This is a genomic window from Chryseobacterium sp. WX (genome assembly GCF_029542485.1).
GTDB lineage: Bacteria > Bacteroidota > Bacteroidia > Flavobacteriales > Weeksellaceae > Chryseobacterium > Chryseobacterium cucumeris.
Window position 1 is genome coordinate 2,004,756 of the sequence record NZ_CP120710.1, and the last position, 17,393, is coordinate 2,022,148.

Annotated in this window: 13 protein-coding genes; 2 read left to right on the forward strand and 11 right to left on the reverse strand. The window is 37.2% G+C overall.

The window, feature by feature from the left end:
* Positions 1-2 precede the first annotated feature (2 nt).
* Positions 3-917, reverse strand: coding sequence for a J domain-containing protein (locus tag PZ898_RS08990; RefSeq protein ID WP_120231966.1), 915 nt, complete (start codon positions 915-917; stop codon positions 3-5).
* A 93-nt stretch (positions 918-1,010) separates the two neighbouring features.
* Here PZ898_RS08990 and PZ898_RS08995 point away from each other — a divergent pair, with 93 nt between their 5' ends.
* Entirely contained in the window at positions 1,011-2,210 is a 1,200-nt protein-coding gene (locus PZ898_RS08995; protein WP_277695345.1) for a dicarboxylate/amino acid:cation symporter, read from the forward strand.
* A gap of 17 nt (positions 2,211-2,227) precedes the next feature.
* Here the strand turns inward: PZ898_RS08995 and PZ898_RS09000 are convergent, their stop codons facing one another.
* The 3 genes from PZ898_RS09000 to PZ898_RS09010 form a co-directional block, all read right to left on the reverse strand.
* Entirely contained in the window at positions 2,228-2,611 is a 384-nt protein-coding gene (locus PZ898_RS09000; protein ID WP_277695346.1) for a DUF779 domain-containing protein, read from the reverse strand.
* Between the two features lie 89 nt (positions 2,612-2,700).
* The gene (gene adhP / locus PZ898_RS09005; RefSeq protein WP_076596100.1) at positions 2,701-3,735 is read right to left on the reverse strand and encodes an alcohol dehydrogenase AdhP; all 1,035 of its coding nucleotides are present in this window, start codon (positions 3,733-3,735) and stop codon (positions 2,701-2,703) included.
* 202 nt (positions 3,736-3,937) lie between these two features.
* Entirely contained in the window at positions 3,938-5,467 is a 1,530-nt protein-coding gene (locus PZ898_RS09010; RefSeq protein ID WP_062674306.1) for an aldehyde dehydrogenase family protein, read from the reverse strand.
* Between the two features lie 183 nt (positions 5,468-5,650).
* Between PZ898_RS09010 and PZ898_RS09015 the strand changes: the two genes are divergently transcribed.
* Positions 5,651-6,574 (forward strand): AraC family transcriptional regulator, encoded by a 924-nt coding sequence (locus PZ898_RS09015; RefSeq protein WP_123279377.1) that lies wholly within the window; start codon positions 5,651-5,653, stop codon positions 6,572-6,574.
* 74 nt (positions 6,575-6,648) lie between these two features.
* Here the strand turns inward: PZ898_RS09015 and PZ898_RS09020 are convergent, their stop codons facing one another.
* The 7 genes from PZ898_RS09020 to PZ898_RS09050 all read right to left on the reverse strand — a co-directional run bounded on the left by PZ898_RS09020 (position 6,649) and on the right by PZ898_RS09050 (position 17,379).
* A complete protein-coding gene (locus tag PZ898_RS09020; protein ID WP_277695347.1) occupies positions 6,649-8,109 on the reverse strand; it encodes a RagB/SusD family nutrient uptake outer membrane protein in 1,461 nt (486 codons plus the stop codon).
* Positions 8,110-8,123: 14 nt separating this feature from the next.
* Positions 8,124-10,919, reverse strand: coding sequence for a SusC/RagA family TonB-linked outer membrane protein (locus PZ898_RS09025; protein WP_062674300.1), 2,796 nt, complete (start codon positions 10,917-10,919; stop codon positions 8,124-8,126).
* A gap of 621 nt (positions 10,920-11,540) precedes the next feature.
* On the reverse strand, positions 11,541-12,869 hold the full coding sequence (locus PZ898_RS09030; RefSeq protein WP_277695348.1) for a hydroxymethylglutaryl-CoA synthase: 1,329 nt from the start codon (positions 12,867-12,869) through the stop codon (positions 11,541-11,543).
* 167 nt (positions 12,870-13,036) lie between these two features.
* Positions 13,037-15,547, reverse strand: coding sequence for a M1 family metallopeptidase (locus PZ898_RS09035; RefSeq protein WP_277695349.1), 2,511 nt, complete (start codon positions 15,545-15,547; stop codon positions 13,037-13,039).
* A 12-nt stretch (positions 15,548-15,559) separates the two neighbouring features.
* The gene (locus PZ898_RS09040; protein WP_062674294.1) at positions 15,560-15,778 is read right to left on the reverse strand and encodes a hypothetical protein; all 219 of its coding nucleotides are present in this window, start codon (positions 15,776-15,778) and stop codon (positions 15,560-15,562) included.
* A gap of 230 nt (positions 15,779-16,008) precedes the next feature.
* Positions 16,009-16,803: a thymidylate synthase gene (locus tag PZ898_RS09045; RefSeq protein WP_062674291.1), complete on the reverse strand. Its 795-nt coding sequence runs from the start codon at positions 16,801-16,803 to the stop codon at positions 16,009-16,011.
* A 135-nt stretch (positions 16,804-16,938) separates the two neighbouring features.
* Positions 16,939-17,379 (reverse strand): hypothetical protein, encoded by a 441-nt coding sequence (locus tag PZ898_RS09050; RefSeq protein WP_062674289.1) that lies wholly within the window; start codon positions 17,377-17,379, stop codon positions 16,939-16,941.
* Positions 17,380-17,393: the final 14 nt, after the last annotated feature.

Here is a 17,393-nt window from a genome sequence, read left to right on the forward strand (position 1 = left end):
GCTTAGGAATTTTTTAGTTGTTCAAAAAGTTCTTTCTGCTTTTCGGTAAGGTTGGTTGGCAGTTTCACTTCATAGGTTACAAAAAGATCACCGTGTTCTCCTTCTTTTTTATAGACAGGGAAACCTTTTCCTTTAAGCCTTACCGTCATTCCGGTTTGGGTTTCCGGTTTTACTTTAAGGTTTACACTTCCATTCAGCGTATGTACTTTTACTTCGCCACCTAAAACGGCTGTGTACAGATCAATGGTTACTTTGGTTTTCAGGTCATCTCCTATTCTTTCAAAATCCGGATCAGCAGGGATATTGAAGGTGATATATAAATCTCCGTTTGGCCCACCGTTTACTCCGGGATTTCCATGTCCTTTTAATTTAATCTGCTGTCCGTCATACACTCCTGCAGGAATAGTGATTCTTACTTTCTTTCCATTGATTTCAAAAGTTTGCGGATGCGTGGTTGCGGCGTCTCTTAAATTGAGATTCAATTCGGCAGTGATATCCTGTCCTTTGAATTTACCGGAGGCTCTTCCTCTTGAACTTCTGCCAAATCCACCGCCTGCACCGCCAAACATATCCTGGAAGAAATCTGAGAAATCTTCACCTCCACCAAAATCTGCACCGGAATATCCTCCGTTATAACTTTGCTGTTGATACTGTCTTTGCTGTTGCTGCTGGGCTTTTTCGTATTCTTCGCCGTGCTTCCAGTGTTCTCCGTACTTGTCATATTTTGATCTGTTTTCCGGATTACTCAGCACTTCATTCGCTTCATTCAGTTCTTTGAATTTCTTTTCTGCTTCTTTGTCTCCGGGGTTGAGATCGGGATGATGTTTTCTAGCCTGTTTTCGATAGGCTTTTTTGATATCATCCTGTGTTGCGTTTTTATCTACGCCTAAAATTTTATAGTAATCTATATAAGCCATAGAAATGTGGTTTACCCAAATTTATGAATTTTAGGTCTGAAAATTGTATAACAGAATGTTAAAAATAAACCTATCTTTGATAAAAAGCTATACATGAAAGATGTATTGAAAAACTACTCCGGAATCATATTTTTACTTTTGGGAATCATTGTTGGAAGCATCATAGGAATTGTTGCTCCCGGTTTTGTGGAATACATTAAACCTTTGGGAGATATTTTTCTGAATCTTCTTTTTGTGAGTGTAGTACCATTGGTATTTTTTGCTGTTTCCAATTCTATTGCTTCTCTGGAGCAGCAATCAAAATTCGGTAAGATCATTCTTGTGATGGCACTTACCTTTCTGTTCTTTATTCTCACGGCAGCAGTGTTTACAATATGTGCAGTATATCTTTTCCCTGTTTCCGGGGTCTCAGGAAGTTCTGATATGATTGCAGAAGCAGCTAATGAAGACACATGGGGTAACAGGATTGTAAGTTTCTTTACCGTAGGAGAATTCACGGAGCTTTTCTCAAGAAGAAATATGCTGGCACTTTTGGTATTTGCTTTTCTGACAGGATTTGCAGCCCGAAAGACAGGAGAAAAAGGACAGCCTTTCAGGGTTTTTATTGCTTCTGGATATGAAGTGATGAAAGAACTTCTTCTGCTGGTGATGAAGCTTGCTCCTATTGGTCTGGGCGCTTATTTTGCTTATCAGGTCGCTACTTTAGGGCCACAACTTTTTGGATTTTATGCTAAACCTTTAGGGTTATATTATATTGCAGGAGTTATTTATTTCCTTGTGTTCTTTTCTATCTATGCATTCATGGCGAATGGGCAAAAAGGAGTGAAAAGCTTTTGGACCAATGCGATCTACCCTACTTTGACCGCCATAAGCACATGCAGCAGTTTTGCAACAATGCCTGCTAATTTACAGGCGGCTTCCAAAATCGGGATTCCGAATTCTATTGCCAATCTGGTGATTCCTATCGGGACTACACTGCATAAAAACGGATCTTCCATGTCATCTATTATCAAGATTTATGTAGCCTTTTTAATTATTGGAAAGGATTTTTTTGATCCTGCCAATCTGCTTTTAGCTTTGGGGATTACTGTTTTTGTGAGTATTGTAGCGGGTGGAATTCCTAACGGCGGGTACATTGGTGAGATGCTGATGATTTCTGTTTATAAACTGCCTCAGGAAGCGATTCCTGCGGTGATGATTATTGGAACGTTGGTAGATCCTTTAGCAACAGTGCTGAATGCTGTGGGAGATATTGTGGCGGCTATGTTTGTCAATCGGTTTGTCAAGGTCTGACTTTTTTGTTAAAGACCCTATTCACTACGTTTTACCGGTTCGAGGTTTTCATATTCTTCAGGAGTGAAAAGCCTGTAATGAACTTTAAATGTTTTACCCAAAGGAGTTTCCAGGGAGAAGCCGCCAGGTCCGAAACCGTCTGTAACATCAAGGGTAAAATGTGAATATTTCCAATATTCAAAAAGGTCGCGGTCTATCCAGAACTCATGCCCATTAATGGTTCCGATCATAGCATCATTCATTCTGGGAAAAAAGCCTCCTCTTTCGAAGCATTGTGGCTGGGTTCCTTCACAGCATCCGCCTGCCTGATAAAACATCAGAGGGCCATATTGCTCTTCCAGCTTGTCAATTACTTCAAGCGCTTGTTCTGTTGCGGAAAGTCTTGATATTTTTGTTTCCATTGTTTTTATTTTGGTTTAATCCAAACCTTATATTGATAAAAGATCCCGGTAAAATACATTCTAACCGGGATCAGCAACACATCATCAAATTAATTTGAGCCGGCAATATCTAAAACGATTCTGCCGTCAATCTGTCCTTTTTTCATTTTATCAAATACATCATTGATATCTTCCAGCTTTGCTGCAGTAACGGTAGCTTTTACCAATCCTTCATTGGCAAAATCCAGTGCTTCCTGCAGGTCTTTTCTTGTTCCTACAATAGAACCTCTTACGGTAATTCTTTTTAAAACCGTTTCGAAAATCGGAAGTTCAAAAGATCCGGGAGGAAGTCCATTGAGAGCAATGGTTCCTTTTCTTCTCAACACATCGATTCCCTGCTTGAAAGCAATAGGTGAAACTGCAGTAATTAAGGCACCGTGCATTCCACCGACTTCTTTATGCAAATATTCTCCGGGATCTGTGTTTTTTGCATTGACTACAAGGTCTGCTCCTAATTTTTTTGCAAGCTCAAGCTTATCGTCTGCTACATCAATAGCGGCTACGTGCATTCCCATTGCTTTGGCGTACTGAACGGCTACATGCCCCAGTCCTCCGATTCCTGAAATGGCTACCCATTCTCCGGGTTTTGTTTCTGTTTCTTTCAATCCTTTGTAAACTGTGACTCCGGCACATAAAATAGGGGCAATTTCCAAAAAGTTAACATCAGATTTCAAATGTCCCACATATCTTGAGTCTGCAATGACGTATTCTGCAAATCCACCATCGACACTGTAACCACCATTTTTCTGTGCTTCACAAAGGGTTTCCCACCCTGTAATACAATAATCACAGCATCCGCAAGCACTGTACAGCCATGGAACACCTACAGCATCTCCTTCTTTCACAAAAGCTTCCGGTCCGCAGGCTACTACGATACCAACTCCTTCATGTCCCGGAATAAGAGGCATTTTGGGTTTTGCAGGCCAATCGCCATCCACAGCGTGTAAGTCTGTATGACAAACTCCACAGGCAATTACTTTGACAAGGACTTCATATCTTCCGGGTTCTCTTACAGGTACTTCTTCTATTTTCAAAGGTTGGCCGTAGCCCTGAACTACTGCCGCTTTCATTGTTTTTGGAATCATATCTTATTTTTTGGATTGAGTTATTTGGGGTTATTTGTTTTTATCTCCACTTCTGTAATTTCCCTGCGTGAGGGATAGGAAGGGCGGCGAGGAACGAGCCGGTGCGAAATGCAATGGAGCACCGAAACGAAGTGCAGCCCTGGATAGCCCGACCGTGTTGCCCTGGAAAAAGCCAAGGCAATCGGGCACGTCCTAAATAATATTAAAAGAAACCTAGCTTATTCTTGTTATAAGAAATCAGCATGTTTTTGGTTTGACGGTAGTGATCGAGCATCATTTTATGGTTTTCTCTTCCAATTCCTGATTGTTTATAACCCCCGAAAGGTGCTCCGGCCGGATAAGAGTGATATTGGTTTACCCATACTCTTCCTGCTTCAATCTGGCGTGGAATATTGTACAACTGGTGAGCATCTCTGGTCCAGACTCCGGCTCCAAGACCGTAGATGGTATCATTGGCAATTTTTACAGCTTCTTCTTCATCTTTGAAAGTGGTAAATGCCAGCACCGGGCCGAAAATTTCTTCCTGGAAGATTCTCATTTTGTTGTTTCCTTTGAAAATCGTAGGCTGGATGTAGTATCCGCCTTCAAGATCTTCACCCAGGTTGTTTACAGCTCCTCCTACAAGCACTTCTGCTCCTTCTTCTATTCCCAATTGAATGTAAGAGAGGATTTTATCTTTCTGAATCTGTGAAGCCTGTGCTCCCATCATCACGGTTTTATCCAGTGGGTTTCCTACTTTGATGGCTTTTACTCTTTCGATTACTCTTTCGATAAAAGCATCTGCAATTCCTTCCTGAACAAGAAGTCTTGAAGGACATGTACAGATCTCTCCCTGATTCAGGGCAAAAAGAACGGCTCCTTCTATGGCTTTATCTAAAAATTCATCATCTGCATCCATTACTGAATTGAAGAAAACATTAGGGGATTTTCCTCCCAATTCCAACGTTACCGGAATAATATTTTCTGTAGCATATTGCATTACAAGTCTTCCTGTAGCGGTAGAACCGGTAAATGCTGCTTTTGCTACTTTCGGATTAGTAACGAGAGCTCTTCCAAGTTCTGCTCCAAATCCGTTAACAATATTAATAACTCCTGCCGGTAAAAGGTCACCGATCAATTCCATTAAAACCATAATGGAAACAGGTGTACTTTCTGCCGGTTTCAACACGACGCAGTTTCCTGCAGCCAATGCGGGAGCCAGTTTCCATACTGCCATCAGTATCGGGAAGTTCCATGGAATGATCTGAGCAATCACTCCAAGAGGTTCGTGAACAATTAAGGAAACAGTGTCTTTGTCCAGTTCGTTATGCGATCCTTCATCAGCACGGATTACTGAAGCAAAGTATCTGAAATGATCAATGGCTAAAGGTAAATCCGCTGCCAATGTTTCCCTTACTGCTTTTCCGTTATCTATTGTTTCTACTGTAGCCAGATATTCTAAGTTTTGTTCTATTCTGTCTGCAATTTTATTCAGAATGATGCTTCTTTCTGTGGAGGAAGTATTCTTCCATGTCTGAAATGCTTTTTCAGCGGCATCTACCGCTAGCTCCAAATCTTCTTTGGACGAATGGGCTACCTGAGTAAATTTTTTCCCATCAACCGGAGAAACTACGTCAAAATATTGTCCTTTAACAGGTGGAGTGAATTTTCCATCAATATAGTTATCGTATCTGTTTTTAAATTCCGGACGCTGTAAAAGTGTGGTTGATCTCGGTTCTGTAATAGTGCTCATATTAGTATTGTTTTTATTTTTTCGATAACGCCAAATTACACTGAGAAGCCAAAAAGAGTATAGCACAATCGTATAAAAAAAGTGGAAAATAGTGCAAGGAGTTCAATTTTAGTATTTTATTAACAGCAACATACTCTCAAATTTTCTATATTTGAGTTACCTCCGATTCAAAAAAATTTAGAAATGAATAACAATAGTAAGATTTTATTAAATACTCCTGAATTACGTAAGGAAAACCAACTATTGAGTCTTGTTGAAAACCAGACGAAATTCAATCTAAATAATTGTGAGTTTAGTATTTATGAGACTCATAAGGCTGCTTTTAATGTAAAACTTCATTTTGAAAATATTGCATTTACAGCGATGCTGAGAGGTAAAAAACATATGAAACTGGATAACAAGACCAATTATTTTGATTACTATCCGGGGGAAAGTATTCTGGTAGCACCGGGAGAAACAATGGTCATTGATTTTCCGGAAGCGGATGAAACGCCTACACAATGTATTTCTTTAAGCCTTAATCCCGATTTTATTGAGGATTCTCTTAATTATCTCAATTATCATCTTCCAAAGGTGGATGAAACTTCGCAATGGAATATTCAGCTGGATGAGTATTTTCTGTTTAATAATAAATCGCTGGCTTCTGCTACCAACAATATCATGAGAATTGCCATGGATGATAACTCACAAAAGGATATCATGGCAGATTTTGCACTGAAAGAACTTCTGATAAGATTGATGCAGACTCAGGCAAGAGGCATGGTGGAAAAGAATATTGTTAAAAATAAATCGAGAATTGGATTTGTGGTAGATTATATTAAAAGAAATCTGCACCAGAAATTGTCTATTGACAGTATTGCCAAACTGGCTTATGTAAGCAAGTCTAATTTCTTTAAAATGTTCAAAGACGAACTGGGTACTTCTCCTAATGATTTTATTCTGCAGGAGAGAATTACCAGAGCAAAGGAATTATTAGCCAGCCAGACCAGTATCAAGGAAACCGCTTTTCAGACAGGTTTTTCTGATACCAATTATTTTACAAGGGTATTTAAGCAACTGGAAGGAGTCACTCCGAAAAGTTACCAGGATCGTATGGTCATGAGATAACTTATTTATAAAATATCAATAAAAAAGAGCCCTATTGAATAGGGCTCTTCGTCTATATTATTAAAAATTAAATTTTAATACTGATCATTCTGCTTAATGTTCGGGTTTGCCTGAATAGCAGAAATAGGAATTGGCCACTGCCACTTGAAGCTTCCAGCTGCAAGAGTCTGTGCAACAGCAGGAGTACCTGTACCGTCAAAAAGGTCTCCTTTACCTGATCTCTGAACAGGAAGGTTTAATCTCTTCAATGTATACCATCTGTCATTTTCAAATGCAAGCTCCAATCTTCTTTCTTTCAGGATCGCATCTAAAAGAGCCTGTCCTGTTTCTGTACCAGGAGTAAATACAGTATATCTTTCAGCTCTTAATTTATTTAAAAGAACTAAAGCCTGTGCTCCATTACCTGTTCTGTAATATGCTTCTGCAACGTTTAGCAACACTTCTGCTCCTCTTAAATATCTTACAGGAACGATATTAGATGGTAAACCAGTAATACCTGCATATTTTGTAACATGATTATACTTTTGTTTACTATATACATCAGTAGTAAAATAAGCAGATTTTCTTACATCATTATTTGTATATGCAGTATATAAGTCATAATCTACAACAAACTCTGATCTTAAAGCTGGAACAGCTTGATTGTAAGCAACACCTACTGTGTTTTGCTCAGCTGCAGAATTTGATACCTGGAATAAAACTCCATCATTAACATCTCCTTCTTTTTCTTTCCAAATCTTATAGAAATTAGATTTTAGAGTAATACTTGAAGAAATTCCTAATGCCAATTCACCATATTTAATGGTGTTAGCATAGTCTCCTCTGTAAAGGTTTACTCTTGATAATAATCCGTAGATGGCAGCTTTGCTCAATCTTCCTTTATCCAAATCATTTTGGGTAATATTATCAGCCGCAAATAATAAATCTGCTATCACTTTATCATATACCTGATCAACAGTAAGATTTCTTGATGATGTATTATTTAGAGGAGAATAGGTTTCTGAATAATAAATTCCAATTGTATTCTTAGCACCTGCAGATTGAGTTGGGATTTGAGAATATGCTCTTACAATATCAAAATGAGCTATTGCTCTTAATGCTCTTGCTTCAGCTTCCAAATTTGTTTTCTGTGTTCCAGATAATACTCCGTTATTGATGTATTTCAAAACAAAGTTAGCTCTGCTGATCACAAGATAAGCAGCAGTATACAACCCTGTTGTCTGTGAATTATCTGATGAGAATTCGAAGTTTGATGCTGCAAAGTTGGTATTTCTTCCTGTAGTGGTACGAACAAGATTATCAGTGGTAAGATCACCCATGATAAGCTGGTTTCCTGTATCGCTGGTATAATATCCAGCTCCTTTAAGAGCTGCATAGGCTCCATCCATAGCCTGTCTGAAGGTCTCAGGTCTGGTCATTGCCTGCTCCTGATCTTCATTGATTGACGAGATTTGATCTAGATTTCTGTCGCAAGACGTTAACGTAACAAAGGCAGTTAACGCAGCTAAACTTATTTTTATTATATTCTTTTTCATAAAGCTATTCAATATTAAAATTCTAATTGCAGTCCTACCAAGATTGTTCTTACAGCAGGGTAAGTATAAAGGTTATATGCTCCTGGAACAAACAATGCTGTAGATTCACCGGATCCTACTGAAACCTCAGGTTCTCCGTGGAATTTAGTCACTGTAAATAAGTTTTGTCCCTGTACATAAGCTCTAAGCTTATTGATTGGTGATCCTTCTCCAAGGAATGCTTTATCAAATGTATATCCTAATGTAAGTGATCTTAATCTTAAGTAATCTGATTTTTCAATCCACTGATCAGAATCACGCATACCGTTTGAGTCAACTTTCTGGAATACTCCTGTATCTCCAGGGTTTTGCCAAACCTGAGCAGCAGCCTGAGCCATATTTCTACCTGCAACAGCCAACGTTGGATCCACAGCAGCAGCATACATGTTGTTATAAGTATATCCACCTAGCTTAAATGCGAAATCAGCGCTGAAATCAAGTCCTTTATATTGAACTGTAGTTCCGAATCCACCAAAACTTTTTGGGAATGGAGATTTATCGGTAAGAGGAACTGCATTGGAAGCACTGTAAACATCAGTAACATTTCCTGCTTTATCATAATATAATGCTTTTCCATTGCTTGGATCTACTCCGGCAAATCTAACATTATAGAATACATATGGAGTTTCTCCCACTTTAAGATAAGTATCTCCTAAATTTCTTTCCGACTGGCCATCTGCTAACTTGTCAAGAACAGACTTCTGGAAAGAAATATTAGCATGTAGATTCCATTGGAAATCTTTCTGCTTGATTACATCTACACTAAGTTCAACTTCAAGACCTTTCTGAGACATATCTCCTGCATTAATATACTGGTAGTATCCACCTTCCTGTTTATCTAAAGGCACAAGCTGTACGAAATCTTTTCTCTTGTTCTGATATACTTCTACGGATCCACGAACTCTTCTGTTCCACATTGTGAAATCAACCCCTAAGTTGGTAATCGCATTAGATTCCCATTTAAGATTGCTGTTCCCAATAATAAAATTACCTTGTGAAAGCGTACTAGGATATGAAGTACCGTTAGTACCATATAAACCGTAGCTGATATTATTGACATTATAGTAATCAGGCAAAGTACCATCGTTACCTGTTGTACCGTAAGATCCTCTAAGCTTTAAATCATTAATAAACCCACCTTTCATGAAGTCTTCCTTCGCGATATTCCAGGCAGCACTTGCAGACCAGAAAATACCACTTTGGTTATTGGCACCAAATCTTGATGAAGCATCTCTTCTCAATGATCCTGTTACCAAATATCTTCCTTCATAATCATAGTTTAGTAAACCTGCTAAACTGAATAAAGTATTTCTTACCTTAACTCCGGTAAATGTATTTCTGTCAGAAGGTGTTGTAATAGATGGAACATTGATTACCGGAGATTTCAATCCGTAAGCCCCGCCATTCATTGTTTCATTGTAGTTATCGTTATATTCGATAAATCCTAAGAAATCAAAGTTGTGGCCTCCATATGATTTTTTATAGTTAATGGAGTTATTCCAAGTGTAGTTAAAGGTATAGAATGAATTTTTGTTCAATGAACCTGTTGGAACTTTGTTCACTGTGATATCCAGGTTTGAACCTTTTTTCAACCACTGAGTTCCCATGTACCAATCAAAAAGTCCGTTAAAGTTTGTTTTAAACTTCAGACCATCGATAATTTTATATTCTGCGAATAAAGTAACCGGAATTCTCAGTCTCTGATCATCTAATCTATAGTTACGGATCTGCTCAACAACGTTAGAACCAGCTCTCATTGTCTGATTATAACTTCCATCGGCGTTATAAACCGGCTCATATGGAGCATATTTATACATTGCTCCAAATGGGTTCTGCGTATTGTTTCTGTCTCTGAAATTCTGAGTTTCCTGATACTGAACACCTAGGTTAATCCCTACGTTTAGTTTTTCACTCAGTTTATTGGTAAATCCAAAGTTACCTGTATATCTCTTAAGTCCGTCGATATCTCTGATAATCCCGTTATCAGAATCATATCCTAAAGAGTAATAGAAAGTACTTTCTCTAGATCCTCCCTGGGCACTGAATAAGTAGGATTGAATGCTTGAAGGCTTTAACAGATCTTTTTGCCAGTTGTGATCATAGGCAGCAAGTGCATCCATTTCTTGTTGAGTCCTTGGTTTAAATCCAAGGTACCCTAATTGATTCTGGAAATCCATCAACTCCCTGGAATTCATCATGGTATAATTCTTGTCTCTCAACTTTTCACTGAAACCAAACTTAGTCTCGAATGAATAGTGAGTTTTCCCAGCTTTTCCGGCTTTAGTAGTTACTACAACCACCCCATTTGCACCTCTCGCACCATACTGTGCTGTAGCAGCAGCATCTTTAAGAATTGAAATAGATTCTACGTCTGCAGGGTTGATTGCACTGAACTGTCTTGCAGTCATATACATACCATTTACTACATAAGTAGGCTCTGAAGAACCACCAACACCGGCAATACCTCTTACCTGAATGGTAGCAGCAGCACCTGGCTGTCCGGTAGTACTTTGTACAAATACCCCTGATGCTCTACCCTGTAAAGAGTTACCAATAGATGTTGTAGGAGAGTTTCTTCTGATTTCGTCACCCCCAACAACAGCCTGAGCCTGGGTAATTTCATCTGCTTTTTTCTTCTGGTATCCAGTAACGATTACCTCATCGATCTTATTCTCCTTCAGAACAGAATCATTCTTAGATTTTTGCGCAAAAGCAGCTTGTCCTAAAAAAAACAAAGCTCCTGCACTTAATACATGTAACTTCACATTCATATTAACAGATTTTAATATATTCAAGGGACAAATATGTAGATAAATATCTATACCATCAATTCATTAAACACTGAAAACAGGCTTCCAGAAAGGAGAGATTCACACTCATACTTAAAAAATGATGGAGAATTATTTTAATTACATTTAAAAAATTAACAAAAAATAAGTCAATTTATATATTAACGGAATTTTAATAAATTTGAAAATTAAAATCAATTTACTAAAAGAATAAACATTAGATTAAAAAAATAAACTTAAAAATAATTTTTGATTAAAAATTTGAATTAAATCAGTTTTAAATTTTTAGTAAAATAGAGAAAAAAACGGCTTATTTTCTTAAATTTTATATAAAAAACACCACTTTATATCCGCAGAACCCCGTTTTAAAAGAGGGTCGCTGAGATTAAAATTTAAAAACTGTAAATTTAATATTTACAGAATTTAGTTAATACATAAGAAGTATACCTACATGTTACCTGTATTTTTTTAACCATTTCACTCATAAAATTAAAAATAATCCAAGCATAAAAATCATGAAAACCAACAGGCTTTTTTCCATTGATAAAAAAGAAAAGCATCTCAAAATATGAGATGCTTTATATGATTTAATAGAAGATAATCTTACTTCTGATAACTATAATACCTAGCTCCAATTAAAACCGGATTTTCAGCCTCAATAGAAACAAGTCCAAAACCTTTATATTGATTATTTACAGATTCCTTCAATTGTTTTCTGTGAAGTTTCTCATAGGTATCAAAATCAACAGAAGCTCTTTGGTTTAGTTTTTCGAATAAATTCCATTTCTCTACTACTTTTCTCCAGCCATCAGACACTTTACCCGCAAAAACCTTTGATTTTGAACCACTTCCATAACCTATAAAACCAATTTCTTTTCCTGTAAGTTCTTCATTTTCATTAAAAGATGTTTGTAATGCGGAAAGAAATGCCATAAAAATAGAAGCAGTGTACATATTTCCGATCTCAGAAGAAGCTCTCTGGGTCTTTTCTATCTTATCATTAATTAGTTTCAGATAATTTTCTGACTTAGCAATTGCTTTCTGTTCGTCCGAAGTTTCATAAGAAAGACCATTCTCCAGACTATATATTTCTGTGAAAACTCTTTTTCCATGGAAGGCATAAGGAAGATGAAAGATAATGTACTTCCAGTTTTCATATGGTTTATCCTGCCCTGTTAGCTCTTTATAGTGATAATAAGCTTCTTTTATTCTATCCTGATAGCACTGGTTAGAATATTGTCCGTCAAAAACAGGTTCATCCGTGAAAATTTCAATCTTTTCGGGATAGGCTTCCGGAGCTCCACTCAAGTCTTCTTTATTATATGATCTTCTCGGTTTGAAAAAATCAAAGACACTTTCTGAAGCAACTCCCCAATTATTTTCTATTACAAGAAGATCTGGTTTTGAGGAAATCAAAAGAGCAACAGCACCACCTCCTTGTGTATATTCTCCTGATGAAGCCAATTCATATTTTGCATAATCACTGGCAATCACGACTGCTTTTTTATCAGGGTTTACTTTTACAAAGTCTAGCGCGTTATGCAATGCATCTACTCCTCCTACACAAGCAAAAGTCATATCAAGTACGTCACAGTTTCTGAAACATCTTGTTCCAAATTCTTCTTCCAATACTTTTTCTACCATTTGTACAGCATAGGAAGCTGTAGGCTTTGCAGCGTCCACTGCGCTTTCTGTACCAAGGTATACTCTTGCTATTTCTTTAGGATTGATTTGATAGTCTTTTATAAGCTTTAGTAATGCTTCTGCTGCAAAGGTGGCAGCATCTTCGTGAACATCAGAAAGTCCCATTTTATGAAGACCTAAGCCTTTTTCCAATTTTGCTGGTTCTATTCCTCTTTTTTCTGCTAAATCCTTAATTTCCAAATATAAACCAGGCACATAATAACCCGCTGCTTCAATTCCAAAACTCATAATTGTCCAAATTTTAAACGAATTTATGAAAGATAATGCAAAAAACAGTCGTAAAAAATGCTAATTTTTACAACATCGTTAAAAACCAATGTATTTAAAAATAAAATCCGACAATGTAGGTACACGTAACGATAAAAAGAAAGCCGGCAAATCTGCCGGCTTTCTTTTTATTTGTAATTTTCGATGGCTTTATTGATGACATCGATCTGTTTGTTGATACTTGCTGCATTTTGTGGATTCTGTTTCAGCAGTTCCATTTTTTTGCTCAAACCATCTTTCAGCATCTGAACCATCATCATTTTAGCTTGTGGATTATCTGCCATCTGATTTTTGGCATATCCTGCTATTTTCGTAATGCTTTCTGTTGCTTTCAGGTTATCGGAAGTCATGATCCAGTTGAAACCGTCTTCCGCCGCTTTTCCCAATTCCGGATTCTGGAATTTAATGAAGGGGTAAAAAGTAGCCAGAGGCGCAATATTTTCTATCTGAGAGGTAATTTTGTTTTTAACAATAATCGGAAGTAATTGTGCTCTGAGTTCGTCTGATACTCCTTTCATATCAATTTTATCAGCCAGATTGCCGGCTTTTGACGGGTCAATAGAAAGAAGCGCACTCAAAGAACTTCCTTTTACTGCATTGGAAACAGCATTCACTCCTTTTTCAAATAAAGGAAGGTATTTTTTATCTTTTGTTTTTCCTAAAGCCGTAATAGCTGCAGCTTGAGTCAATGTTTTCGGATCATTGGAAGCCAGTTTTTCAACTTCAGCACCCAATGCTTTCATTTGTTCAGGATTAGTAAGGTCTATTAAGTTTAATGCTTTTATTCTTACTCTGAAGAAAGGATCTTTTAATGCAGCAGCCAGTAATTTTACAACAGCAGGACTTTTCCCAGCCTGATCTTTAATTCCGTTTAAAGCAAGATATCTGCTTTTGAACTCTTTAGAATTGGTAAACTGCATCAGATTTTGTTCCGGAGTTTTAGTATCGGTGATTTCGGCTAATAAAACACCGTCTGCATTAATATTTACCAGATCAGGAGCTTTAGAAATATCAAAACTAAATATATTTTTTGATTCCGCATTTACCCAAACATTATATCTTTTAGGTTTTCCGTTGTCATATACATCAATCGCCAGAGGAAATTCAAATGGCTTTTCCTGTGTTTGATTAATTGTAACAGCAACCTGCTTTTTCACGGGTTCAAATGTGTAGGTGTAATTGATCTTCGGATTTCCGTTTCCGAAATACCATTGATTAAAGAACCAGTTCAGGTCTTTACCGGATACTTTTTCAAAAGAAAGCCTTAATTGATGAGCTTCTGCATTCTGATATTCGTTAGTTTTCAGATAATCATTCATTCCGGCAAAGAAGGCATCATCTCCAAGATAGTTTCTCAGCATATTTAAAATACCTCCTCCCTTCTGATAAGTTACCAGGTCAAAAACGTCTTCACGGGATTCATAATTGAACCTAACCAGATTCTTATTAAAGTCGGTTGGGTTGTGAAGATAATTATTCACATCTGTCATCAGGTGATAATCTGCCTGATCTTTTCCGTATTTGTATTCATTCCAAAGGTATTCGGAATAGTTAGCAAAGGATTCATTGACGGTAAGATTACTCCAGCTTTCTGCTGTAACAAGATCTCCAAACCAATGATGGAACAGTTCATGGGCAATGGTATCTTCCCATGTATTTTCATCGATAAGCTGCCCCGGTTTCTGCAGGATATCACTTCCATGAAGAGTGGCTGTGGTATTTTCCATTGCACCACTTACATAATCTCTTCCGGAAATCTGGGCATATTTCGCCCATGGATAGTCATAATTCAGTTTTTTGGAGAAAAAGTCGATCATTTCCGGAGTATTTCCGTAGATCTGTTTAGCATAAGGCTCGTATTCCTTTTCAATATAATAATCAACAGGAATGTTTTTCCATTTGTCTTTTACAACAGCATATTCTCCTACGCCCATAAAGAAAAGATAAGTAGAATGTCTCTTGTCCATCACCCAATGATCGGTTCTAAGTCCATTGGATTCTTTTTTAGAATCTTTCATAAGACCGTTTGAAAGCGTTACATATTTATCAGGAACTGTCATATAGATTTCCTGTGTTGTCTTTTGGTTGGGTTTATCAATAGTAGGAAACCATGCTGAAGAAGATTCTGTTTCTCCCTGTGTCCAGATTTGTGTTGGTGTGTTGGGATCTTTTCCCTGAGCGTTTATGAAATACAGCCCTTTCTCATCATTGATTGCCATGCTCCCCTGTTGTTTCACTTCATTCGGGCGGGAGGTATATTTGATGTAAACTGTATAATCCTGATTTCTCTGATAGGTTTTATCCAGTGTAATTTTTAGAATATCGTCTTTATATTCGTATTTTAAAGGAGACTTTTTGCCGTTGTTATCAAGAGCCACTTCATGAATCAGCATTCCTTTTGCATCAAGGGTAAGCTCATTGGTGGCATAGAAGTAAGGTGAAGCGGTAAGCCATTCTTCCCCATTCATCTGTTCTTTCTGATAATCAAAATTCACTTTCAGTTTTGTGTGCTTAAGCTCCGTTACTTTCGTGTGGGTAGCTCTGTATACTTTTTCTCTTCCTGAAGTTTCGGTTTGTGCTGATACATTGGCGGAACATAAAATTCCAAGTATAGCGATTGATAAAATGGCCTTTCTCATCGGTCTGCTTTATTATTTTTTTATGATTATATCGAAAATGTCATTAACTAGGGTTTCATAGTCACCCGTTTTAAGCTGTTCCTTCGTTTTTGCAAAAGCTTTTTTGAGTTCACTTTCAGGATTTTCGTCATCCACTATTTCTGCGGATGCCACACCTTTCAGCTGAAGTACTGCATTCTTCAGTGCTTCAATATCTGCATTTTCTTCAATATTAATTTTTAAATACTTCATAATTTATTTTTAAGCATTTCAAATTTATGATTTACTACCAGCCAGTGAATGGCCCTACAAAAAGGAATTCAAAGAAGCGGAGTTGTTCTTTCAAATGTAAGAAACAATTACCAAAAGAAAGTGTGCTAAAGTATTTATATTCTGATTTCCAACTTATGGATACAGATAATGCCGCCTACTCATGTTAAAATAATAGACGTAAATAAAAAAAATAAAGTGATGTAAGAATATTAAATGGCTACAGGAGCTTTGATCCCCGGATGCGGATCATAATTTTCTAAAATAAAGTCTTCGAAATCGAAATCAAAGATATTTTTAACGTCAGGATTCAATTTCATAGTCGGAAGTGCTTTTGGCTCTCTTCCAAGTTGTCTGTTAACCTGTTCAAAATGATTGTTATAAATATGAACATCTCCAAAGCTGTGAACATAATCCCCTACTTCAAGATCACATACCTGCGCTACCATCATCAGCAGCAATGCATAACTTGCAATATTGAACGGTACACCAAGGAAAACATCGGCACTTCTCTGATAAAGCTGCAGCGATAATTTACCATCAGCTACGTAGAACTGGAACAAGGCATGACAAGGAGCCAAAGCCATGTTAGGAATTTCTGCAACATTCCATGCTGATACGATAAGTCTTCTGGAATCCGGATTTTTTTTAATCTGGTCAATTACTTCTGTAATCTGATCTACCACTTTCCCGTCTGCACCACTCCAGCTTCTCCACTGCGCCCCGTAAACAGGTCCAAGATCTCCATTTTCATTGGCCCATTCATCCCAGATACTTACTCCGTTATCTTTAAGATATTTAATATTGGTATCTCCTTTCAGAAACCAAAGTAACTCATAGATAATGGATTTCAAATGCACTTTTTTTGTGGTTACCAAAGGAAATCCTTTTGACAGATCATATCTCAGCTGATAACCGAAAACACTTCTTGTTCCAGTGCCGGTTCTATCAGTTTTATCCGTTCCGTTGTCTAAAATATGCTGTAAAAGATCCAGGTAGTTTTGCATTTTGAATGAGATTTTAAGTTCCAAATTTAGTAAAAACCAATAAAAAAAGCACCCACTTTTATGAATGCTTTTTATAGAGACAATGATTATTTTCTATTAAACAACTGTATATCTGCAATCTAACAGATCGTAATTTTACCATATATTTTCAATAGTCTGATAAATGGTGTTGACAATGAAATTTTCTCCTGCTTTTTTATTATACATGATTTTCACCAAAGGAGATTCTGCAGAAACCGTCATGATTTTCTGATTTTCAAAAATAATTTCTCCCATAGAAACTGCTACGTAAAATAGTCCTTTATCGGTTTTTACCAAAGCTCCGTTCTGAACTTTTTCCGAAGGATCAGAAGTTATTTTCTGCAAAACAGCCTGCTGATTCAGCACTTCATTGAGCTGTCTCTGCAAATTATTGATTTCCTGCTGAAGCATTTCTCTTCCGGTTTCATATTTATCACCCATTGAGCTTTTGGTGTCGTTATTGGAAGCCCGTGTTTCTGCAATAAGGTTTTCAAAGTATTGGATTTTGTCAGCAGCTTTTGCTTTGATGATATTGATTATTTCCTGTTTGTTCATTGTAATGGTGGATT